This window comes from Christensenella sp. MSJ-20 (genome assembly GCF_044357945.1).
In the GTDB taxonomy this organism is placed as follows: domain Bacteria; phylum Bacillota; class Clostridia; order Christensenellales; family QAND01; genus QAND01.
Map to the genome: position 1 here is coordinate 974,948 of NZ_CP076563.1, position 21,345 is coordinate 996,292.

Annotated in this window: 16 protein-coding genes and 1 riboswitch; of the genes, 8 read left to right on the top strand and 8 right to left on the bottom strand. The window is 55.7% G+C overall.

Annotation, left to right across the window (positions count from 1 at the left end):
- Positions 1 to 138: 138 nt before the first annotated feature.
- The 4 genes from nagA (KP626_RS05005) to nagA (KP626_RS05020) all read left to right on the top strand — a co-directional run bounded on the left by nagA (KP626_RS05005) (position 139) and on the right by nagA (KP626_RS05020) (position 5,175).
- Positions 139 to 1,320 carry an N-acetylglucosamine-6-phosphate deacetylase gene (nagA, locus tag KP626_RS05005; RefSeq protein ID WP_395975385.1) on the top strand — a complete coding sequence of 394 codons (1,182 nt, stop codon included), beginning with the start codon at positions 139 to 141 and terminating at the stop codon, positions 1,318 to 1,320.
- A gap of 74 nt (positions 1,321 to 1,394) precedes the next feature.
- Complete coding sequence (gene nagA / locus KP626_RS05010) at positions 1,395 to 2,573, top strand: N-acetylglucosamine-6-phosphate deacetylase (RefSeq protein WP_395975387.1); 1,179 nt, start codon at positions 1,395 to 1,397, stop codon at positions 2,571 to 2,573.
- Positions 2,574 to 2,713: 140 nt separating this feature from the next.
- Positions 2,714 to 3,895 carry an N-acetylglucosamine-6-phosphate deacetylase gene (nagA, locus tag KP626_RS05015; protein WP_395975389.1) on the top strand — a complete coding sequence of 394 codons (1,182 nt, stop codon included), beginning with the start codon at positions 2,714 to 2,716 and terminating at the stop codon, positions 3,893 to 3,895.
- Positions 3,896 to 3,996: 101 nt separating this feature from the next.
- On the top strand, positions 3,997 to 5,175 hold the full coding sequence (nagA, locus tag KP626_RS05020; RefSeq protein ID WP_395975391.1) for an N-acetylglucosamine-6-phosphate deacetylase: 1,179 nt from the start codon (positions 3,997 to 3,999) through the stop codon (positions 5,173 to 5,175).
- 75 nt (positions 5,176 to 5,250) lie between these two features.
- On the opposite strand, the gene KP626_RS05025 is transcribed toward nagA (KP626_RS05020), so the two are convergent.
- Genes KP626_RS05025 through KP626_RS05035 form a run of 3 tightly spaced genes read right to left on the bottom strand, consistent with a single transcriptional unit; the run spans position 5,251 to position 9,479 of the window.
- On the bottom strand, positions 5,251 to 6,741 hold the full coding sequence (locus KP626_RS05025) for a hypothetical protein (protein ID WP_395975393.1): 1,491 nt from the start codon (positions 6,739 to 6,741) through the stop codon (positions 5,251 to 5,253).
- Positions 6,738 to 8,861, bottom strand: coding sequence for an RND family transporter (locus KP626_RS05030; RefSeq protein ID WP_395975395.1), 2,124 nt, complete (start codon positions 8,859 to 8,861; stop codon positions 6,738 to 6,740). The genes KP626_RS05025 and KP626_RS05030 overlap by 4 nt, the downstream gene beginning before the upstream one ends.
- 3 nt (positions 8,862 to 8,864) lie before the next feature.
- Positions 8,865 to 9,479, bottom strand: a complete 615-nt coding sequence (locus tag KP626_RS05035) for a TetR/AcrR family transcriptional regulator (RefSeq protein WP_395975397.1) — start codon at positions 9,477 to 9,479, stop codon at positions 8,865 to 8,867.
- Between the two features lie 164 nt (positions 9,480 to 9,643).
- Between KP626_RS05035 and KP626_RS05040 the strand changes: the two genes are divergently transcribed.
- Positions 9,644 to 10,159, top strand: a complete 516-nt coding sequence (locus KP626_RS05040; RefSeq protein ID WP_395975399.1) for an AAA family ATPase — start codon at positions 9,644 to 9,646, stop codon at positions 10,157 to 10,159.
- Between the two features lie 34 nt (positions 10,160 to 10,193).
- Here the strand turns inward: KP626_RS05040 and KP626_RS05045 are convergent, their stop codons facing one another.
- The 3 genes from KP626_RS05045 to trkA all read right to left on the bottom strand — a co-directional run bounded on the left by KP626_RS05045 (position 10,194) and on the right by trkA (position 15,826).
- Positions 10,194 to 12,707, bottom strand: coding sequence for a cation-translocating P-type ATPase (locus KP626_RS05045; RefSeq protein WP_395975401.1), 2,514 nt, complete (start codon positions 12,705 to 12,707; stop codon positions 10,194 to 10,196).
- Positions 12,708 to 12,781: 74 nt separating this feature from the next.
- A riboswitch (NiCo riboswitch) is annotated at positions 12,782 to 12,865 on the bottom strand.
- A 155-nt stretch (positions 12,866 to 13,020) separates the two neighbouring features.
- On the bottom strand, positions 13,021 to 14,460 hold the full coding sequence (locus KP626_RS05050; protein WP_395975403.1) for a TrkH family potassium uptake protein: 1,440 nt from the start codon (positions 14,458 to 14,460) through the stop codon (positions 13,021 to 13,023).
- A 10-nt stretch (positions 14,461 to 14,470) separates the two neighbouring features.
- Positions 14,471 to 15,826 carry a Trk system potassium transporter TrkA gene (gene trkA / locus KP626_RS05055; RefSeq protein ID WP_395975405.1) on the bottom strand — a complete coding sequence of 452 codons (1,356 nt, stop codon included), beginning with the start codon at positions 15,824 to 15,826 and terminating at the stop codon, positions 14,471 to 14,473.
- Positions 15,827 to 16,055: 229 nt separating this feature from the next.
- Between trkA and asnB the strand changes: the two genes are divergently transcribed.
- From asnB to KP626_RS05070, 3 genes are all read left to right on the top strand, one after another.
- A complete protein-coding gene (asnB, locus tag KP626_RS05060; protein WP_395975407.1) occupies positions 16,056 to 17,891 on the top strand; it encodes an asparagine synthase (glutamine-hydrolyzing) in 1,836 nt (611 codons plus the stop codon).
- Positions 17,892 to 18,147: 256 nt separating this feature from the next.
- Positions 18,148 to 19,914, top strand: a complete 1,767-nt coding sequence (locus KP626_RS05065; protein ID WP_395975409.1) for an InlB B-repeat-containing protein — start codon at positions 18,148 to 18,150, stop codon at positions 19,912 to 19,914.
- A gap of 108 nt (positions 19,915 to 20,022) precedes the next feature.
- Positions 20,023 to 20,574 carry a GNAT family N-acetyltransferase gene (locus KP626_RS05070; RefSeq protein ID WP_395975411.1) on the top strand — a complete coding sequence of 184 codons (552 nt, stop codon included), beginning with the start codon at positions 20,023 to 20,025 and terminating at the stop codon, positions 20,572 to 20,574.
- Here the strand turns inward: KP626_RS05070 and KP626_RS05075 are convergent.
- Together KP626_RS05075 and KP626_RS05080 are read right to left on the bottom strand one after the other, a co-directional pair.
- Positions 20,508 to 20,738 carry a molybdopterin-binding protein gene (locus tag KP626_RS05075; protein ID WP_395975413.1) on the bottom strand — a complete coding sequence of 77 codons (231 nt, stop codon included), beginning with the start codon at positions 20,736 to 20,738 and terminating at the stop codon, positions 20,508 to 20,510. The genes KP626_RS05070 and KP626_RS05075 overlap by 67 nt on opposite strands.
- A 50-nt stretch (positions 20,739 to 20,788) precedes the next feature.
- Positions 20,789 to 21,121: a DUF1294 domain-containing protein gene (locus KP626_RS05080; protein WP_395975415.1), complete on the bottom strand. Its 333-nt coding sequence runs from the start codon at positions 21,119 to 21,121 to the stop codon at positions 20,789 to 20,791.
- Positions 21,122 to 21,345: the final 224 nt, after the last annotated feature.

Genomic DNA, 21,345 nt, shown 5'->3' on the forward strand with positions numbered 1-21,345 from the left:
CATCCCCTTCTGAATGAAAAATTTATGTTGCAAAATTCTGTTCTTTTCTGTCCCCTTCCTTGTAATCTTTTCAAAATATAGTAATATAAAGGTATCAGTGTAGCACCATAACAATCTACCAAAAGGAGCGTGTTTTCCATGAGCAATGTAAGAGCGTTCGTCAGCAAGCGGGTTGTGGATGGATACCGGATGATCCACGATGGCGTGGTGGTCATCGCCGATGGCAAGATCCAGGCGGTGGGTGCCCAGAAAACCACCAGGATTCCTGAGGGCGCCGAAGTGGTGGACTGCGGCAACAACGTGGTCTCCCCCGGGTTGATCGATATCCACATCCATGGATGCAAGGGCCAGAGCGCCAATGAAAGCCTGGAGAATACCCTCCAGCTTTGTGAATTTGTGGCCCAGTACGGCACCACCTCCATCCTGCCTACCGTCAACAGCACCGATGGCGTCCGTTACGTCTACGAGGCCAGTGAAATCCAGAAGAAGGAAGGCTACAAGGGCGCCGCCATTCCCGGCAGCCACATGGAAGGCCCCTTCCTTTCCCCCAAAGAGCTGCCCGGCCGGCCCGAGGTGGACGCGCACCTCCTGCCCCCCACCATTGAGAAGTTTGACGAGTTCTGGGAGGCCAGCCACGGCCAGATCAAGATGGTAGACATCGGCATCGATCGTCCCGGTGCCTTTGAGCTGACCCGGTACATGCGGGATAAGGGCGTTGTGGTATCCATCGCCCACAGCAAATCCGGCTATGACCTCATGATGGAGGCCATGGAACACGGGGTCACCCATGCCACCCACCTCTACAACGTCATGACCGGCCTCCACCACCGGCGGCCCGGCATCACTGGCGCCTGTCTTACCAACGACATGATCAACTGTGAGTTGATCTGCGATACCCTCCACGTCCATCCCGCCGCCATGGAAGTTGCCATCCGGTGCAAGGGCTACGACCGCATCGCCATGATCACGGATCTTTCCATGGCCGGTTTGCCGGACGGCGACTACGAGCGTCCTGGCGGCACTACCATCACCGTAAAGGATGGCATCGCCCGGATGAAGGGTTCCGATCCCAGTCAGGACAACACCATGGCTGGATCCTGCATTACCCAGAACGTAGGCGTGCGGAACGTCCACAAGGTATTGGGACATCCCATTGAAGCCGCCATCCGCATGGCCACCATCTCCCCCGCCAAGATGATGAAGATCGATTCCTTCACCGGCAGCCTGGAGGTGGGCAAGGACGCCGACATCACCGTGTGGGACGACGACTTCAACGCCCTCATGACTATCGTCAAGGGCACCACCGTCTATCAAAAGTAAGCATCCAACCGGATATCTCCCTCCCATGAGGGGGATATCCGCATTTTTTGTCCATTTAAAGGAGGATTCATCCAATGAGCAAGATTCGCGCGCTAAAGAGCAAGCAGGTAATCGACGGCTACCGCACCATCCACGACGGCGTGGTGGTCATCGCCGACGGCAAGATTCAGGCGGTGGGCGCCCAGAAGACCACCCCTATCCCGGAGGGAGCGGAGGTCGTCGACTACGGCGATAACGTAATCTCTCCCGGCTTTATCGACATCCACATTCACGGCTATAAGGGCCTTCGGGCCAACTCCAGCCTGGAGAACACCATGGGCCTGGCGGAGTTCATCACCCAGGGCGGTACCACCTCGTTTTTGCCCACGGTGGATTCCGTTCCCGGCGTCCGTTACGCCTATGAGGGCGCGGAGCTGCAAAAGAAGGAGGGCTACAAGGGCGCCGCCATCCGGGGCAGCCATATGGAGGGCCCCTTCCTCTCCCCCAAGAACCTGCCCGGCCGGCCCGAGGCGGATTCCAGCCTGCTGCCCCCCAGCATCGAGCTGTTTGACGAGTTCTGGGAAGCCAGTCATGGCCAGATCAAGATGGTGGACATCGGCATCGACCGCCCCGGCGCCTTTGAGCTGACCCGGCACATGCGGGACCTGGGCATCGTGGTATCCATCGCCCACAGCAAATCCGGCTATGACCTCATGATGGAGGCCATGGAGCATGGGGTCACCCACGCCACCCACCTCTACAACGTCATGACCGGCCTGCACCACCGGCGGCCCGGCATCACCGGCGCCTGCCTCACCAACGATATGATCGACTGCGAGCTGATCTGCGATACCCTCCATGTCCATCCCGCCGCCATGGAGATCGCCATCCGGTGCAAGGGCTATGACCGCATCGCCATCATCACCGATCTGACCATGGCCGGCCTGCCGGACGGCGAGTACGTCCGCCCCGACGGCGTGGTGCTGGAGGTAAAGGGCGGCGTTTCCCGGATGAAGGGCGCCGATCCCAACCAGGACAACACCATGAGTGGCTCCTGCTTCCTCCAGAACGTAGGCGTCCGCAAGGTCCATGAGCTGGGGCATCCCCTCCACGCCGCCGTGCGGATGGCCACCATCTCCCCCGCCCGGATGATGGGACTGGATAAAGTCACCGGCAGCCTGGAGGTGGGCAAGGACGCCGACATCGTGGTGTTCGACCCGGATGTCAACATCCTGGAGACCATCGTGAAGGGCACCACTGTCTATCAAAAGTGACCAACCATACCCTGGGTTCATGAAGTGAACCAGTGCGGCATGGCGTACTGCGTCTAAAGTGATGAAAGAACCAGAATCAATCACCTTCTCCGCCCAAGTGGTTTTATCCCTTGGGCGGTCAAAGTAAGGAGGAATCAAAAATGAGTAAGAAACGCGTGTTGAAGAGTTCTCGAGTGGTGGATGGCTACCGTACCATCCGCGACGGTGTTGTGGTTTACCAGGATGGCAAGATCCAGGCCGTAGGCGCACAGAAGACCACCCCCATTCCAGATGGTGCCGAGGTGGTGGACTATGGCGATAACATCATTTGTCCCGGCTTTATCGACATTCATCTCCACGGCTGCAAAGGCGAGGCCGCAATGGAAAGCCTCCGCAACACCAAGCAGTTATCGGATTTTGTCGCCCAGTATGGCACCACCTCCATCCTGCCCACCGGCCGGAACTTCAGCGTGGTGGATTATGCCTACCAGATGATGGAGGTTCAGAAGAAGGAAGGCTATACCGGCGCAGCCATCGCGGGCAGTCACATGGAAGGCCCCTTCTATCCTCCGAAAAATCTGCCGGGACGGCCCGATGTGGATGCGGGCATCATCCCTCCCGATATCGATAAATTCAACGAGGCCTGGGAATTGAGCCATGGCACCGTTAAGCTTCTGGATCTAGGCGTTGAGCTTCCCGGTGCCTTTGAACTGGCCCGGCATGCTAGAGACCTGGGCATTCTTGTGGCCTGTGCCCATAGTAAAGCGGGGTACGACGCCATGATCGAAGGCATGGAGCATGGCATCACCCATGCCACCCATCTTTATAATGTTATGACCGGTCTTCACCACCGGCGGCCCGGCATCACCGGCGCGGCCCTGACCTCCGACATGATGACCTGTGAACTGATCTGCGACACCTATCACGTCCACCCCGCCGCTATGGAGATTGCCATCCGGTGCAAGGGCTACGACAGAATCGCCATCGTCACCGACCTCTCTATGGCCGGCATTCCCGACGGCGAATATGTAAAGCCCGGCGGCGTAGCTGTGGTGGTTAAAGACGGCGTCTGTCGGTTCAAGGGGTCTGACCCCAGCCAAGACAACACCATGAGCGGCTCCTGCTTCACCCAGAACGTAGGCGTACGCAACGTCCATAAGCTCCTGGGGCATCCGCTCCACGCAGCCATCCGCATGGCTACCATCTCCCCCGCTAAGATGATTGGAATCGACTCCTTCACCGGCAGTCTGGAGGTGGGCAAGGATGCCGACATCGCTGTGTTTGACGACGATTTCAACTCCTTGGAAACCATCGTAAAGGGCACCTCCGTCTATCAGAAATAGCCGGCTGGTGTCCCACCCCAGTGCCGCAAAGGAAAACGGTTCCTTGGGAATTGTTCAATTCGGCGGTACAAAACCATTATTTTTTATGAGGAGTTGATTCCATGAGTAACATACGCGCTCTTAAAAGTACCCGTGTAGTGGATGGTTACCGCACCATTCACGATGGCGTTGTCCTTTACCAGGACGGCAAGATTCAGGCTGTGGGCGCTCAGAAAACCACCCCCATTCCGGAGGGCGCCGAGGTGGTGGACTATGGCGACAAAATCGTTTCGCCTGGGCTCATCGACATCCATATTCACGGCTACCAAAGCAAGATGTGCGGCAGCAGCCTGGAGAATACCCTGGGCCTGGCGGAGTATGCCGCTAAAGCCGGTGTGGCCAATATCCTGCCCACCTCTTCTACGGTGGAGGGCGTAGGATACGCCTATGAGGCCAGCGAGATCCAGAAAAAAGAGGGATACAAAGGCGCGGCCATCCCTGGCAGCCATATGGAAGGCCCCTTCCTCTCCCCCAAGAACATTCCCGGCCTGGAGGCCCAGGACGCCGATATCCTGCCTCCTAGCATTGAAACCTTTGATCAGTTCTGGAAGGCCAGCCATGGCCAGGTCCGGCTGGTAGATATCGGCATCGACCAACCCGGTGCTTTTGAGCTGACACGGCACCTTCGGGATCTGGGCGTGCTGGTATCCATCGCCCACAGCAAATCCGGCTATGATCTTATGATGGAAGCCATCGATCACGGGGTAACCCACGCTACCCATCTTTATAACGTCATGACTGGCCTTCACCATCGGCGGCCCGGCATCACCGGCGCTTGTCTCGTAAACGATGTGGTTTCCTGCGAGCTCATTGGCGATACCTACCATGTCCATCCCGCCGCTATGGATGTAGCCATCCGGTGCAAAGGGTATGACAAGATCGCCCTGATTTCCGATCATCTTATGGGGGGACTACCGGATGGAGATTATGATTTGCCCTTGGGTTCCATCACCGTGAAGGATGGCCTCTCACGGGTGAAGGGCGCGGACCCCAACCAGGATAACACCATCGCCGGCTCCTGTTTCCTCAGCAACGTTGGAGTGCGCACGGTGGTTCAGGTACTGGGGTATCCGCTCCATGCCGCCATCCGCATGGCCACTATCTCCCCCGCCAAGATGGTAAAGATCGATTCCTTTACCGGCAGCCTGGAGGTAGGCAAGGATGCCGATATTGCCGTCTTTGACGACGATTTCAACGCTCTTGAGACCATCGTAAAGGGCACCACCGTCTATAAAAAATAGTGCCGCTAATCGGTAGAATAAGTTATGTAAAACCCGCCGGCATTAACCGGCGGGCTTTTTACATATGCGGCTCCCTTATTCCGCAGGAACCGTAATGGCATCGGTGGTCAGCAGGAATTGAACCGAACGGGGCACGATTTTTCCTGGGGCGGCAAAGGATACGATCTCCCCTTCTCCCAGATTGCCAAACTGATCGAAAACCGAGGTAGCTTCCTGAATGCCGTTTCGGATGCCGGTCTGCCCATCGATAAGCTTCTGAACCTGCCCGGGCAGTCCCAGGATGTTGCTATGGAGAGAGCTAAGGCCATCTCGCAGCTCCCCAACGCCGGCGGCCAGGCCATCAGCACCGGCGGCCAGCTCTTTGCCTGTGGATACGGCATCATCCATCTTACCTAGGTCATCCGCCAAGGCCGACAGCTGCCCAAACAGCGTTTGGAACTGCTCAAGCTGGCCAGACATCCCCTCCAACTGGGTTTGAATCCCCTGAATGCTCTGAAGGATCTGCACTTTCTCCTGCCCATCGGGAAGCTGCATAGCCAGCTGACCCATGGAACCCAGGATCCCTGCCAATCCGGTTTTCAACCCGTCAAAATCGGGAGGATTCTGCGCCGCCCCCTCCAACGCCTGGATGATAGGCGCAAGATCGGCGATGCTCTGCTCCAACCCATCCGCATACTGGTGAAGGCCGCTTGCCAAGCCATCGGCTCCGGACTTGATGGAGTTGGCTCCATCCTTGAGCTGTCCAACCCCGGTACCAAGACTGCCTAGGCCATTTTTCAACTGCTGAGTCCCACTGATGATCTGATCCTGACCGTCCTTAAGCTGATTGATTCCATCCCGAATGGTATTGAGATCGGTGCCCAGGATCCCGGAAACATCGCTCTGGGAACAGGTAGCCATGATGGAATCCATGTGAAACTCCTTGGCTGTAAAAGAAACGGTATACTCGGCCTCACTGCCGGGCATCGCCATATAGGCCAGGGTGGCGGTCTTCCCGGAGATCACCTTCGCCATGGCGCCAGGTGCGGCCACATCGGAAGCCATCGATAGATCCAGGGGCACCTGTACCTGGCACATAAAGTTATTCTGAAAATAGGTTTGGGCATCGGGGTTGGTCTTAATGGAGAGGGTCATCTCCACCTTTCCGCTTTTCCCTGCCAGCTCTTCGGGGCTGATGGGCTCCCCATCCAAGGCGTAAGACACCGTCATATGGAAGGGAATCTGTCCATTTTCCACCTTGCCCTGGTAGTAGAATCCCTCGGGATAGGCGTCCAAGTTCCAGGTGAGCTTATCCCCATCCTGGACGGGGCTCTCCCCCCCTGAAAGATTTACGATGTCGCTGTAACTTCCATAGTCCTCATAGGATCCCAGCTTGCCGGCCTCCAGGCGGTTCACCACGATGGTCTCCTTGGCTTCTCCAGCGCTGGTAAGGGTTACATATACCGTCTCATCTTTAACAACGGTTTGTGGATCGTACTCCGCAGGCGCTTCCTGGGCCAGAACGGGTAGGCAGACCAAGGAGAGAGAGATGGCCAGAGCAATGGCCGAATACCAAAGTTTTTTCATAGGGATTCCACTTCCTTTTCCATTGCGGGCTGTTCCCCCTGTTGGGATGGCCCATGGGATTTTTTACGCAGGGACCAGGTGGTCCGATGAATGATCTTGTCACAAAGGGCTAATAGCGGCGGCAGCAGCACCAATACCAGTAACCCCGAAAGGAAAGCGCCGCGGCCGATCAACAGGCCAATCTCCTTTACCGCGGAGATGCTGGAGATGAAATACTCACCCATGCCGGCCACAGTGAGAATGAAGCTGCTGATGAGAATGGATCCCCCCGCCGCTTTAATGGCCGAGGTAGCCGCTTCCTTGGGGGGAACTAAGGCCCGCCGGAATTCCAGATACCGATCGGACATCAAGATCGCGTAATCGATGGTTGCCCCCAGCTGTATGGAGCTGACCACCAAATACCCGATGAAGGTGAGGCTCACCCCTTGGAAATAGGGTACGCTCATGTTGATCCAGATGGAAAGCTGAATCACCGCCACCAGCAACACCGGCAGGGACACAGACCGGAAGGTAAACAGGATGATCAGCGCTACCGCCAGGATGGAAAACCAGTTGACCACCAGGTTATCCCGACTGACGGTATCCTTGATATCCGCGATGCTGGAGGCCATGCCCGCCATATTCCAGGTATCTGGGTAATGGGCTTGACACAGCTGCTTGATCTCCTCCACGGCGGCAAACATCTCGGGGCTCTCCTCCACGATGTTTAGATTGACAATCAAACGAACGGAGCTCTCGGATTGGAAGTTATCCAACACCGCCGCGGGAAGGATTTCCCGGGGTAGGGTGGGATCAACCATGGTGGTGAGGCTTTGAACCGATCCCACATAGGGAAGCTGGGACAACTGCTCTCCTAACGCGATCTCCTCGGCAATATCCCCCCGGGGCACGATGATCAGCATCTGCTGGCTCAAATCAAAACGTTCCTCAATCCGCGCGGCATCCTGTCCGCCCTGGCCCTCGCCGGAGCTGACGGAGGTATCCCCATAAAGAAAATGGTTGTTGCTCTGGGCCAGGAACACCGGTACCGCGATCACCAAAGCCAGGGCGATCACCAGATAGCGGATCTTCATGATGCCCCTGCCCAAGCCGTCAAAGGTGCGCAGAATGGGTTTATGCCGGGTGCGGTTGATGAGGCCGCTTGCAAACTTTAGGATCACCGGCATCACCAGGATACAGCCCAATAGGCTAAAGAGCACGCCCTTGGCCAACACAAAGCCAATATCTGCACCGATGGCGTACTGCATGAAAACCAGAGCCAGGAATCCGGCGATGGTGGTTAAGCTGCTGGCGGATATGGAGGTAATGGCTTTCTTGGTAGCCCGGACGATGGCGGTATCCACATCCTTGCAGACGTCCAGTTCCTCCAAATACCGGTGCATCAAGAAAATGGAGTAGTCCAGGGACACCGCCAGCTGCAGCAGTGCTGCCATAGACTGGGTAATATAGCTGATCTCTCCAAAGATGAGATTGCTCCCCATATTGACCAGGATGGAGATACCGATGACCAAAAGGTACAAAAAGGGCTCCACCCAGGAATAGGCGGCGATCATCAGAAGCACCACACAGATGGGCACCACCACGGCCGCTGCGGTAAAGACCTCGCTCTTTACCATCTCACGATTTAGCCGGTTGCTCTCGGCCGTTCCGCTGATGGCTCCTTTCTCTCCGATGATGGAGCGGATCTCCTCCAAAGCTTCCCCAGAGGAAAGGCTGTAATCATCCCCAACAAATTGAACGGTAAACAGGGCGGCCCCATCCTTATAATAGGGCTCTACCACCTCATTGCCCAGGGTGGACAGAGGCTTTGTCACATCGGCCATATCGTCCAGCCAAAGGACGGAAGATACCCCCTCAACCTCCTGGATCCTTTTTTTCAGATCAAGCGCTTGGCTGATGGAGACATCCTCCACCATCACCGAAGCGGTTCCCGGAAAGCTGAATTCCTCCTCCAGCTTGTGCACTCCCTGGGCCGTTACGGAATCCTCCGGCAGGTATTTGGCCATATCGTAGTTGACGCCTACCTGGAGCATCAACAGCGCCATAGCGCCACATAGGATCAATACCGCAAAGGCCACTAGCTTCCGATGTCGAAGCAGCCATTTTACCATGTTTTCCATGGACTATGCCTCCTTCCCAGCGGGCCCATAAAGGGCCTGAATATCGCTCACGCTGCCCAGGATGATGGTTAAAAACTCCTGCAACAGATTGGCCAGGCGCATGGAATCCCCACCATAGCCGTTAAGCACCCGCATAAATCCCTCCATAATGGCGGCAGCTAGGGCCAGGGCAAGCAGGTCGTCCTCTTTGGCGGAGGGGGCCACCTTGGTGAGAAACTCCTGAGATACCCTTTTCGCGATCAGCGCCACCACGTTCTCCCGGACGTTCTCATACTTACTGCCGGCGCTGCCGTTAATGAGGATCAAAAACTGGCTGCGGTAGGCAAGAAATACCTGGACAATGGCCTCGGAGATCTGGGATAACGCCACCTCGCAGCCCTGGGTGAAGGGATCCACATCCATGGCTAGAAGGGAATCAATCCCTCTCCGGGCGGGCTCCACCACCTGGTCAAACAAGTCATCCTTGCTGGAAAAATAGGCATACACGTTGCCCACCGTCATTCCAGCCTGGGTGGAGATGTTCCGCATGGAGCTTCCGCTGTACCCGTACATCAGAAACTCCTCCACAGCGCAATCCATGATACGCTGGCGGACGTCCTCCCGCTGGTTTCTTGACATCTCGGCTCCCACTCCCATCTAAACAGACGTTTAATGAACAAGCGTTTAATGCTGGTATTATAACATTCCCCCTGTGCTTTGACAACAGGGAGCCAATCTTTTTTATGCTGTAGTTTCTTCCTTTCCTTCCAGGAATGCTATAATACTCAAAAAGGAGGATGTCCATGAAACACCTGTATGTGATCAGCGGCGCCATGGGAGTCGGAAAAACGGCGGTCTGCCAACAGCTGAAGCCCTTGTTAGCCCCCTGTGCTTTTTTGGACGGGGACTGGTGCTGGGACATGGAACCCTTTACGGTCAACAAAGAAAATCGAACCATGGTGATGGGCCACATCCAATACCTGCTTCGGGGATTCCTTCAAAACAGCGGCTATGAAAACGTGATCTTCTGCTGGGTTCTCCATCAGGAAGGGATTTGGCGGGATCTTCTCACCGAGCTGTCCGGCCTTTCCTTTGCGCTCCATCCCATCACCCTTACCTGCACCCCCGATACCCTCTTTCAGCGACTATCTGCGGATATCGACCAAGGCCGCCGCAAGCGGGATGTGCTGCTGAGAAGCCGCAGCTACCTGCCCCTTTTCCATGGACTGCCCACCGTCAAAATTCCAACCGATGGGCGCACGCCTCAACAGGTGGCTAGGATGATCCTTCAAACCCCGCCGAAAGATCCATTCCCATAAGAAAAAGCGTCCGGCAAAAGCCGAACGCTTTTTCTTATCCAACCTTCTTTTTGCGGCGGCGTAAAATCCACTTGACCCCCTCGTACCACAGCACGGAAGCCCCTGCCAGCCCTACCGTCAGCAGAAGCTGACCTGGGTTGAGCGGCGCCAGTTTTAGCCAGCGGGAAAGGGGGGTATACAGGATCAAAAGCCAGCCCAGCGGCACAGCAAGGCCCACCGCCCACATCACCTTATCCTTGGCCAGCCTCCCAATTAGGCGCAAAACCGAATCGGTATCCCCACTGTTTACCTGTACCAGGAACAGGTTGCAAAACACGATCACCCCCAGGCCCATACTGCGGGCCAGCTCGGGACCGCTTTCCAAATTGGCCCAGTACAAGCCAAAGGCGGCGGCAAAGGTGGCCAAACCTTGGAATAGGGATTTTACCGCCAGGCCCATGGTAACCAAGGGTTCCTTGGGGCTGCGCGGAGGTTTTTCCATTATGGTCTCCTCAGCGGGCTGCCGCTCAAAGACAATGGAACTGGTGGGATCGATGATTAGCTCCATCAAAACGATGTGAAGGGGTAGCAGCATGGCCATCTCCCCAGTAATCCCCAGCATAGGAGCCAGCACCGCGCTGAGGGCAATGGGAATATGGATCACAAAAACATAGCCGATGGCCTTGCGAATATTATCATAGATGCGGCGGCCGTCCCGAACCGTCTCCACGATGGTGGTAAAGTTGTCATCCAACAGCACCAGATCGGCGGCCTCTCTGGCCACCTGAGTGCCTTTTTGCCCCATGGCGATGCCAATATCGGCGTACTTTAAGGCGGGCGCGTCGTTTACCCCATCTCCCGTCATGGCCACTACCTCTCCGTTTCGACGAAAGGCGCTTACAATGCGCATCTTATGCTGGGGCACTACCCGGGCAAAAATACTGACCGACTTCACGGCTTGACATAAGGCGTCGTCATCCATGGCATCCAGCTCTGCGCCGGTCAGAACACGACCGGTATCCCCCAAACCGATCTGCCTGCCGATGGCCTGGGCGGTGGCGCCGTTGTCCCCGGTGATCATCACCACCCGGATCCCGGCTCGTTTACAGGTGCGGATGGCGCCGGGCACCGCCTCCCGGGGCGGATCCGCCAGACCCACAAGGCCCAGCAACGCCAAACGCGCCCCCTCCAGATTCTCCGGAGCCTCTGGCACAGTCCCGGCGGCCACCGCGATGACTCGAAGGCCCCTTTCCGCCATATCGGCCTGGCGCTTCAGGGCTTCTCTATGGGTTTCATCGTCCAGGGCGCATAGGGGCAACACGCTTTCGGGCGATCCCTTTACCGCAAGCAGGAAATCCTTTTCCTGGGCGTATCCATGGCCCATACGCTTGGTCTGGGGAGTAAAGGGATATTCCATTGCCACCGGCCGGTGCAAGAGCGCCTCCACCGGGAAACCCAGGCGCTCCCCATGCTCCTTCATGGCCGCCTCCATGGGATCATAGGTATCCTCCTCACAGGCCAGGAGCATGGTTTCCCAGAGGGCGTTTTCGTCTCCATGGACGGCCCATCCCTCCTGAACCTCCATTCGGTTGTGGGTAAGGGTGCCGGTCTTATCCACACAGAGTACCGATACCGCGCCCAGCGTTTCCACCGAGGGCAGCCGCCGGATCAGGGTTTTCTTTCGGGCCAAGCGCCAAGCGCCCATGGAAAGAAATACCGATAGGATGACCGGAAACTCTTCTGGGATCATGGCCATAGCCAGGGTTACTCCAGCCAAAATGGCGTCGGTGATCCTCCTGATGGGGGGAAGCTCCGCCAGGTTCAGATAGGTCACCACCCCAAGCAAAAGAAACAACGCCACCCCAAGCCAAGCGGCATACTTCACCAATACCCGGGTCTGCTTTTCCAGGGGAGTGGGCCGCTGGGGCGCGTCCGCAATATCCCGCCCAATCTTTCCGTATTCGGTTCGAGGCCCGGTTTTTTCCACCTCAATCAGGGCGCTTCCCTGGATTACCTGGGTGCCGGCATAGCAATAATCCCGCCTCCAGTACCCGGTTTCAGCATCCTGCCCCTTTTGCACCTTCCACACCGGTTCCGGTTCCCCCGTCAAGGCCGACTCATCCACGCAAAAATCGCTGAGCCGCAGGATGTAGCCGTCGGCGGAAAGTTTCACTCCCTCCTGAACCAGCATCCAATCCCCTGGTACCAGCTCCCGGCAGTCGATCTCCCGCTCCATCCCATCCCGGAGTACGGTGATTCGGGGCGAGGATAAGTCCCGCAGGGCGCTGAGGCTTCGGTCGGTCTTCCACTCCTGGAATACCTCGATGCCCAGAACGAACACCACGAATACCAGCATAATGAGGCCGTCTCCCGGCTCTCCCAGCAAAAAGTAGAGCATGGCCGCAATCATCAGCAGCAAAAACATGGGTTCCTTTAGACTGGATAATAGCTTTCTAAAAAACGAGGGCTTTTCCTCCGGCGTCAGCTCGTTTGAGCCAATCTCCTCCAGCCGCCGTTTCGCTTCCTCCGTAGTTAGGCCCCTGCCCTTCGGGGTGTGGTGGGTTTGCATACTGCCCATCTCCTTTCAAATGGTTGGCGGTCTTCACAAATGGGAATAAAAAAATCCTGTGAAGACAAAGCATTTCTTGTCCCACAGGATCCGTTCCTGCTGCTTTCGCCCAGCCCCACGAACCGGTTTCGGTTCATCGCCTGCTCAAGTAGAATGATAAAGATGTAGCGATAGGATACACGTTATTTTGCCGCCTGTCAAGAATCTCCAGTTCCAATTCACATTATGCTGAACGAATCGATATGATACCGCTGATGCTTGTCCGTCTTCCCAATATAAGTTTTCCGAAGAAACCAGCCGAAGGAGCTCCCCACTATTTCCGGCTCCACATGGATGGCACCAACAGCATCAGCATGGGGAAGATCTCCAGCCGCCCAGCCAGCATTACAAAGGACAGCACTCCCTTGCTAAGATAGGAGAGAGTGGAGAAGTTGCCCACCGCCCCCACCACGCCCAGGCCAGGGCCTACGTTGTTGATACAGGTCAGCACGCTGCTGAAGGTATCCCCAAAGGGCAGGCCGTCCAGGGAAACCACCAGGGTTCCCAGGCACAAAATGGCGATATAGGTGGCAAAAAACGTATTCACTCCCCGAAGGGTGTCCCCATCCACCGGCTTACCGTCCAGAGTCACCACCCCTACCGACCGGGGATGCACCAGCTGTTTGATCTCTCGGCCCATGGATTTTGCCAAAATCACCAGCCGGGCCGTTTTGATACCGCCTCCGGTGGAACCCGCACAGGCTCCGCAGACCATCAAAAGACACAGCACCGCCTGGGAGAACATGGGCCACTGGCCATAATCGGCGGTGATAAAACCGGTGGTAGTGATGATGGACCCCACCTGGAAGGAGGAGTAGCGGAGGGCGCTTACCACATTGCCATACAATCCCAGAATATTGATGGTGATGGCAGCCACGGCAGCCACGATGATCCCCAGATACCAGCGCAGCTCCTCGCTTTTCAGCGCCTGCTTGAAGTCCTTGATGAGAATCAAATAATAGAGATTGAAATTGATGCCGAACAGGATCATAAACACCGTGATGACCCCGTCGATATAGGCGCTGTTGTAGAAGGCAATGCTGGCGTTCTTGATGCAAAACCCTCCGGTGCCCGCCGTGCTGAAGGACGCAAGGACAGCGTCCAGAAAGGGCATTCCTCCCAACACCAGAAACACCACCTCGGCGGCGGTGAGGGCCAAGTACAGTCCATAGAGTATTTTTGCGGTAGACCGCATCCGGGGGACCAGCTTGCCCACGGTGGGGCCGGGCACCTCCGCCCGCATCAGATGCATGGCACGTCCCTCAGCCAGGGGAATGATGGCCAGCACAAATACCAGCACGCCCATGCCCCCCACCCAATGGGTAAAGCTACGCCAAAAGAGCATGCCCATGGGCATGGCCTCGATATCCACTAGAATGGTAGAACCGGTGGTGGTAAAGCCGGATACCGTTTCAAAAAAAGCGTCTACATAATGGGGAATGGCCCCGCTGATGAAAAAGGGCAGCGCCCCAAAAGCGCTCAAAAGCACCCATGCAAGGGCCACCACCATCACCCCGTCCCGAGCGTAAATAGCGGAGTTTCGAGGCGCCCGGAAGCTCATAGCGGTCCCCACCACCAAAAGGATCCCCATGGTGATGGCAAAGGCGGAGATATCCTCCCCGTAAAGCGCTCCCACAAAGGCGGGCAAAACCAGCAGCACCGCTTCTACCCGCAGAATATTCCCCAAGATATGCCGTATCATCCGGATGTTCATGGCGCCTCCCCTAGGCCAGGATGTCCTTTAAGTCCTTTAGCTGCCAGGTGCTGGTAACCACCAGCACGCTGTCCCCCAACTCCATGGTATCGTCGCCGCTGGGGATGATGTGCTTGCCCTTTCGGATGATGCAGGCCAGCAGTAGATTGGGCTTAAGCTCCAGGTTCTTTAGGGGCGTCCCTAAGAATTTGGCCTTTTCCCGCACCACGAACTCCACCGCTTCCACCTTGTTATCCACGATTTTATGGAGGGTCTCCACATTGCTGCCCAGAGAATTCTGCATCGCTCGGACGTAGCGGACAATCTGGTCAGCGGTGATAAACTTGGGGGAAATGACGCTATCGATACCGGCTCGCTCCATAATTCCCGCAAAGGAGAGCCGGTTCACCTTGGTAATGACCTTATTCACTCCCAGGCTGGTGGCATACATGGAGATGATGATATTCTCCTCGTCATTGTCGATAAGGGCAATAAAGGCATCGGTATCCGCAATGCCCTCCTCCAGCAGCAGTTCCTCATCGGTGCCGTCTCCACAGATAAGGGTCGCCTTGGGCATCACCACCGAAAGCTGCTGGCAGCGATCCGGGTTCCGCTCGATGATCTTCACCTTGACCCCCATCTTGCTGAGAATGCGCCCCAGATAAAAGGTGATGCGTCCGCCTCCCACGATAAGAGCGCTCTTTACCTTTTCCTTTAGAACCCCAATGGTGCGGAAAAAATCCTCGATCTCCCGCGGCACGCCAGTGAGGGTGATCTTATCCCCCTGCTGCAAAACAAAGTCCCCGCTGGGAATGTATACCTCGCCTTTCCGCTGTACGGCGCAGATGAGGATTTTTACGTTGTATTTCTGGGAGATGGAGGCCATGGACTGGCCGACAAGGGGGCTGTTTTCCCGAACCTTGATCTCCACCAGTTCCACCCGTCCCTTGGCGAAGGAATCCATCTTGATGGCTGAGGGAAACCGGATGATCCTGCTGATCTCCACTGCGGCGGCAAGCTCGGGATTGATGGACATGGAAAGGCCAAGATCCTCCCGAAGCATGGTAAGCTGTTCCGCATATTCCGGGTTGCGCACCCGGGCGATGGTATGCTTGGCCCCCAGTTTCTTGGCCAGCATACAACTCAGGATATTGAGTTCATCGGCGCTGGTGGCGGCAATTAAAAGATCGGCATCCTGCACCCCCGCCTCCCGCTGGATGGCATAGCTGGCTCCATTGCCGTGGATACCCAGAACATCCATGGTATCGGTGGACCGCCGAAGTACCGCTGCGTTGTTATCGATTACCGTCACATCATGGCCTTCCTTGACCAACTGGCTCACAAGGGTAGCGCCGACTTTGCCATCCCCCACCACTACGATCTTCATGGAACGCTCCTTTACACCGCGTATTAAGATAGAATAAAGATAATGACGTGGTTATTGTAGCACATATTTTGCCTTTGACCAGCCCCAGGGACGCCTTTTTACGGGAAGAAAACCGGCCAGCCTTTTGCGGGGGGATTATCGTTGTCAAAAAAGGGCAGGATGTGTATACTGGATGCATGGCAAAACCGGGGACAAACTTCCCAATTCTCGCCTGACAGTAGGAGGCAATATGTGCGGCATTACGGGCTATCTCTCTCCCAAAGGGGGAGAACTTAGCGTTATAGAACCCATGATGGAGGTCATCACCCACCGGGGACCGGATTCAGCGGGAAGCCATGTGGACGACAAATGCGCCCTGGGTTTCCGGCGGCTGTCCATCATCGACCTTTCTGCGGACGGGGACCAGCCTCTTTATAACGAGGATCGTTCCCTGGCGCTGGTCTTTAATGGGGAGATCTACAATTACCAGCGCCTAAAAGAAGATCTTTTGGCAAAGGGCCATATTTTTTCCACCAAGACCGACTCCGAGGTGTTGCTCCACGGCTATGAGGAATGGGGGCTTGAGCTGCTCCAGAAGATCCGGGGCATGTTCGGCTTCTGTATCTGGGACTACGCCAACGACCGGGCGCTTCTGGTGCGGGATTTCTTCGGCATCAAGCCCATCTACTACGGCAGCTTTGGCGGGGATTTCATCTTCGGCTCGGAAATCAAATCCATTCTCCAGCATCCTGCCGTTACCCGGGAGCTAAACCGGGAGGCCCTTGCTCAGTACCTCACCTTCCAATACTCGGTTCTGCCCGAAACCTTTTTCCGCGGCATCTATCGACTGCCTCCCGCCCACTATCTTTTGTGGGAAAAGGGAGCATTTTCCATCCACCGATACTGGGAGCCGGTGTTCAACGCCGATGAGCCCATGACCTTTGAGGACGCCGTAAACCGCATCGACGCCGTTATGCAGGATTCCATCGCCGCTCATAAGATCAGCGATACCGAGGTGGGCTGCTTCCTCAGCAGCGGGGTAGACAGCAGCTATATTGCGGCGGCCTCCCACTGTGATAAAACCTTTACCGTAGGCTTTGCCAACGAGCAGTACGATGAAACCTCCTATGCCAAGGAGCTGTCGGAGCACATTGGCGTTCAGAACTACCGGAAGATCATCACCCCCGAGGAATACTGGAACATTCTGCCCACCGTCCAATACCATATGGACGAGCCCCATGCCGATCCCTCGGCTGTGGCCCTGTACTTCGTGAGCCAGATCGCCTCCGAAAAGGTAAAGGTAGTGCTGTCCGGCGAGGGGTCGGACGAGCTGTTCGGAGGCTATAACATCTACCGGGAGCCCCATGACCTGCGTCCCCTAACCCGGCTTCCCCGGTTTATCCGCAAAGCCCTTGGCGGGCTGGCCCGGTGCATCCCCTTCCGCATCAAGGGGAAAAATTACCTGATCCGGGGCAGCATGGACCTGGCCGACCGCTTCATCGGCAACGCCAAAATCTTCTCCGTAAAGGAGCGGAATCGGTTGCTTCGCAACCCCATGGAGGTACCCGTGCCCCAGGCGCTCACCCGTCCCTTCTACGACAAGGTGAAGGATCAGGACGAAATCACCCAAATGCAGTATATCGATATTAACTTCTGGCTTTGGGGAGACATCCTTCTAAAAGCTGACCGCATGAGCATGGCCCATTCCCTGGAGCTTCGGGTTCCTTTCCTGGACAAGGAGGTAGCCCGGGTGGCCTGTTCCATTCCCAGCCGTCATCGGGTCACAGAGGGAAATACCAAGGCGGCCCTGAGGGAATCCGCTCAGCGGTATATCCCACAAAAATCCGCTCAGAAGAAGAAACTGGGTTTCCCGGTTCCCATCCGGGTTTGGCTCCGCCAGGAGCCCTATTATCGGATCATCAAAGAGGCCTTTACCAGCGCTGTGGCCCAGGAGCTTTTCAACACCCAAGAGCTTCTCAAGCTTTTGGACGCCCACTACCACGGCAAGGTGGACAACTCCCGGAAAATCTGGACCATCTACACCTTCCTTCTTTGGCACGGACAGTTCTTCCCTCAAGCGAGTTAAGACACAATCAGCCTCTTTCTCCATCCTATCCAAACCGCAAAGCACCGGCATCCCTTCCGGTGCTTTTTTGATAAACCTCGTAGAAAACTATACCATTATGACTAGGACATATTTTTATAGAAAATACCAATAATCCCGTGATTTTTTGGATTTTTCTTGCAAATATATCGGTCACAACCGCGTTTACACCATGAAAATAATGGTATATAATTATGATCAGCCATTATTGGCAAACGAGACTCATTGGAGGGCGATTATGAAACGACTTTCTCGGCTTTTAACCTTTGTGCTGGCATTTGTTCTCTGCATGTCCATGGGCATCGCAACTACCTTAGCTGATGACGGCCCCGAGGCCAAATGGAGCGCCGACGGCGGAACTTGGCAGGAAGGCACTCTTATGGATGCCGTTTGGGCAGCCTATGGCGCCGACGCCAAAATTGAAATTCAGCTGCAAAGAAGCGTCACCCTAGACGCTTCCTGGTATCCCCAGCATCTGGGTTATTCCGGGGTGGAGTTGATTCTGGACGGCCAGGGCTTTACCATTCACCGGGGCCAAGCGCCTTCCCAATTCTTTGCCGTTGACCAGGCCAATAGCAAGGTTACCCTTAAAGACATCACTCTGGATGGCGGCGCGGTATGGGACAATCCCGCTAACGTAGCCGGACGCGCCAACTCCGGCACCACCATTAACGGAAATGGCCACCTCATCTGGATCTATAACGACAGCGCCACCCTAATTTTGGAGGAGGGCGCAGTCCTGCAAAACAACCACATCGTCAGCAGCCAGAATGGCGCCGGCATTGAAGTGAGCAATGGCACGCTAGTGATGAAAAATGGTTCGGCAATCAAACGCAACACCGCTACCGGCTCCAGCGGCTACGGTGGCGGAGGAGCCGGCGTTGATATTGGCAGCAGTGGCATCTTCCGGATGGAAGGCGGCGTCATATCGGAGAATTACGCCAGCGTTGCCGGCGGTGGAATCTACGTGGGAGACGGCGGTTCCTTCCTTCTGAAAGACGGCCGGATCCAATCCAACGCAGCTGGCAACAACGGCGGTGCGATCTCAGGCGCTGCAGGCTACGATATCAGCCTCATGGGCGGCGTCCTCACCGGAAACCAGGCGGGGGCCGGCGGCGGCATAACCCTGTTTGGTGATATCAAAGTGGGCGGTGGTATTCAAATTGCCGGCAACACCAAGCCGAGCGGCACCGCGTCCAACGCCCTTATCATCAACAGCAGCAAGCTGTTACTCACCGAACCCTTTGAAACCGACGCCGCCATCGGCATTGGCGTACACAGCGGCATCGGTGAGGGAAGCGTCGCCGCCCAGGCGGCCCAGGAGGATCTCGCCATCCAGGGCAAGGTGTTCCTCTCCTCGGAAAACGACGGATTCAGCCTCATGCGCAGCGGTACCCAGCTTCTCTTTACCCAGGGACAGAAGAGCTACACCGTTTTGTTCAATGCCAATGGCGGAAGCGCGATATCTCCCGTGGAAAATCTAGTGGAAAACAGCCTTCTCACCGAGAGCACTCCCACCAAAAACAACTTCCGGTTTGACGGCTGGTACCGGGATGCTGCTCTTACTCAGCCCTGGAATTTTGATACCGATCAGGTACAGGAAAATATGATTCTTCATGCCAAGTGGACGCCTATCCGCACCGTTATCTTTCACTCCAATGGCGGAAGCCCCGTTCAATCGGCATCCGTGGCAGATGGTGATCTGTTGGCACGGCCCGTGGATCCCACCCGGGATGGCTATCTCTTTGCCGGCTGGTATCGGGATGCAGATCTAAAAATTCCCTTTGATTTCTCCCAGCCCCATGAGGGGGATATCACCCTGTATGCCGGTTGGAAGGAGGCCTCTTCTGTGGCCGGAGATCCTATTCCGGAGGATCCGGATTCCGGCGATATTCCCAAGACCGGGGATTCCCAGCAACCCTTCCTTTGGGCGGCTCTCAGCTTACTAGCTATGGCTGCGGCGGGATCCGTGGTCCGGTCTCGGATCAAAGAAGCTCACCGGTAAACAACATGCTGACAAAAGAGAAGCTCCGGCAAAACCGGAGCTTCTCTTTGTATCTCATCGCTTTTATGCTATGCTCTCCTTAGAAATCCAAACAAGGAGTTCCTGCCCATGACCATCACCCTTCGCCCCTGGCGGATGGAAGACATCCCCCAGGTGTATATGCTGGCCAACAACAAAAAAATTGCCGCCAACCTACGGGATGCATTTCCTTATCCCTATAAACTGACGGACGCGGAGGACTATCTTATAAGCTGTATCAGGACCCCTGAAACCACCCAGTGTCCCAGAGCCATCCTTATGGACGGCCAGCTGGTGGGAAGCATCGGGCTATTTCTGGGCACCGATGTCTACCGCAAAAGCGCGGAGCTGGGTTATTGGCTGGGAGAGCCTTATTGGGGCCAGGGCATTATGACGGAGGCCATCCGCCAGATCTGCGCCTATGGTTTTGCCCAGTACGACATCCACCGGATACACGCTGAGCCCTTTGCCCACAACAAGGGATCCCGTCGCTGTCTTCAAAAAGCGGGTTTCACCTTGGAGGGGATTCTGCGTAAAAGCGTATACAAGAACGGTGAAATCCTGGATTCCTGCATCTATGCCCTAGTTGCGGGTGAATCGTCGATGGCCACCATCACCGAAGTGGCTTTGACCACCGCGTAGGCTTTCTCCCCCACCTTCAGTCCCAATTTCCGAACGGCCTCTCTGGAGATGGTAGCGCTTACCACATTCCCTCCTCCAATATCGATCTTCACAATTGCGTTAACAGCGCCGTCCTGGATGTCGGTCACCTTGCCGGGCAGTTGATTTCTGGCACTCAGTTTCATGGAACATACCTCCTTTGGTTGTCCCTCTAGCATGCCACACGACGGCAGTTTTATACCCAAATCCTCTGTACCAGCACATAGGCCAGCGCCTGCGCCGCCATGATGAGCGGTACCCCCACCATAAATTTCTTCTTTCTTATCTTATGATGAAATAGAAAGAAGGAAAGGTAAAGCCCCATACCGCCCAGGAGAACCGCCAGAAGCATAAGGGTATTTTCCGGTACTCTTCGCCGGCCCTGGATGGCCGATAGCTTATCCCATCCCGACACCAGTAGCGCCAGGAGATTGATCCCGATTAGGTATCCCAGAAAGAACGACCCCATGGGCATCAAAATCACCTCTTTGGGGCAGTATACCAGAAAAAACAGGGAGAAAGGGGCCATATGGCCTCTTTTTTTTCATAAAAACAGAATCTTATCTTTTCGCTTGCCTCATGTGGTATCATAGAGATAAGAAGATAGAAAAAAATTCCATCGCTTCAAGATCTTTATAATTTTTCTCCAGATTTTCATCATTTTTGACAAATTATTGCCTTTTCCTTTCATTTTCTAAGAGTACCGTTGAAGTAGAATAAAATTACCTGGATTGCATCCAGGGCTTTCGGGCA

What these genes read in the sequence shown, in the direction of transcription:
- KP626_RS05065 (WP_395975409.1), top strand. Translation starts at nt 18,148, where the DNA reads ATGAAACGACTTTCTCGGCTTTTAACCTTTGTGCTGGCATTTGTTCTC.
- KP626_RS05025 (WP_395975393.1), bottom strand. Translation starts at nt 6,741, where the DNA reads ATGAAAAAACTTTGGTATTCGGCCATTGCTCTGGCCATCTCTCTCTCC.
- KP626_RS05035 (WP_395975397.1), bottom strand. Translation starts at nt 9,479, where the DNA reads ATGTCAAGAAACCAGCGGGAGGACGTCCGCCAGCGTATCATGGATTGC.
- nagA (WP_395975389.1), top strand. Translation starts at nt 2,714, where the DNA reads ATGAGTAAGAAACGCGTGTTGAAGAGTTCTCGAGTGGTGGATGGCTAC.
- KP626_RS05030 (WP_395975395.1), bottom strand. Translation starts at nt 8,861, where the DNA reads ATGGAAAACATGGTAAAATGGCTGCTTCGACATCGGAAGCTAGTGGCC.
- KP626_RS05040 (WP_395975399.1), top strand. Translation starts at nt 9,644, where the DNA reads ATGAAACACCTGTATGTGATCAGCGGCGCCATGGGAGTCGGAAAAACG.
- nagA (WP_395975385.1), top strand. Translation starts at nt 139, where the DNA reads ATGAGCAATGTAAGAGCGTTCGTCAGCAAGCGGGTTGTGGATGGATAC.
- KP626_RS05075 (WP_395975413.1), bottom strand. Translation starts at nt 20,738, where the DNA reads ATGAAACTGAGTGCCAGAAATCAACTGCCCGGCAAGGTGACCGACATC.
- asnB (WP_395975407.1), top strand. Translation starts at nt 16,056, where the DNA reads ATGTGCGGCATTACGGGCTATCTCTCTCCCAAAGGGGGAGAACTTAGC.
- nagA (WP_395975391.1), top strand. Translation starts at nt 3,997, where the DNA reads ATGAGTAACATACGCGCTCTTAAAAGTACCCGTGTAGTGGATGGTTAC.
- KP626_RS05050 (WP_395975403.1), bottom strand. Translation starts at nt 14,460, where the DNA reads ATGAACATCCGGATGATACGGCATATCTTGGGGAATATTCTGCGGGTA.
- KP626_RS05080 (WP_395975415.1), bottom strand. Translation starts at nt 21,121, where the DNA reads ATGGCCCCTTTCTCCCTGTTTTTTCTGGTATACTGCCCCAAAGAGGTG.
- KP626_RS05045 (WP_395975401.1), bottom strand. Translation starts at nt 12,707, where the DNA reads ATGCAAACCCACCACACCCCGAAGGGCAGGGGCCTAACTACGGAGGAA.
- KP626_RS05070 (WP_395975411.1), top strand. Translation starts at nt 20,023, where the DNA reads ATGACCATCACCCTTCGCCCCTGGCGGATGGAAGACATCCCCCAGGTG.
- nagA (WP_395975387.1), top strand. Translation starts at nt 1,395, where the DNA reads ATGAGCAAGATTCGCGCGCTAAAGAGCAAGCAGGTAATCGACGGCTAC.
- trkA (WP_395975405.1), bottom strand. Translation starts at nt 15,826, where the DNA reads ATGAAGATCGTAGTGGTGGGGGATGGCAAAGTCGGCGCTACCCTTGTG.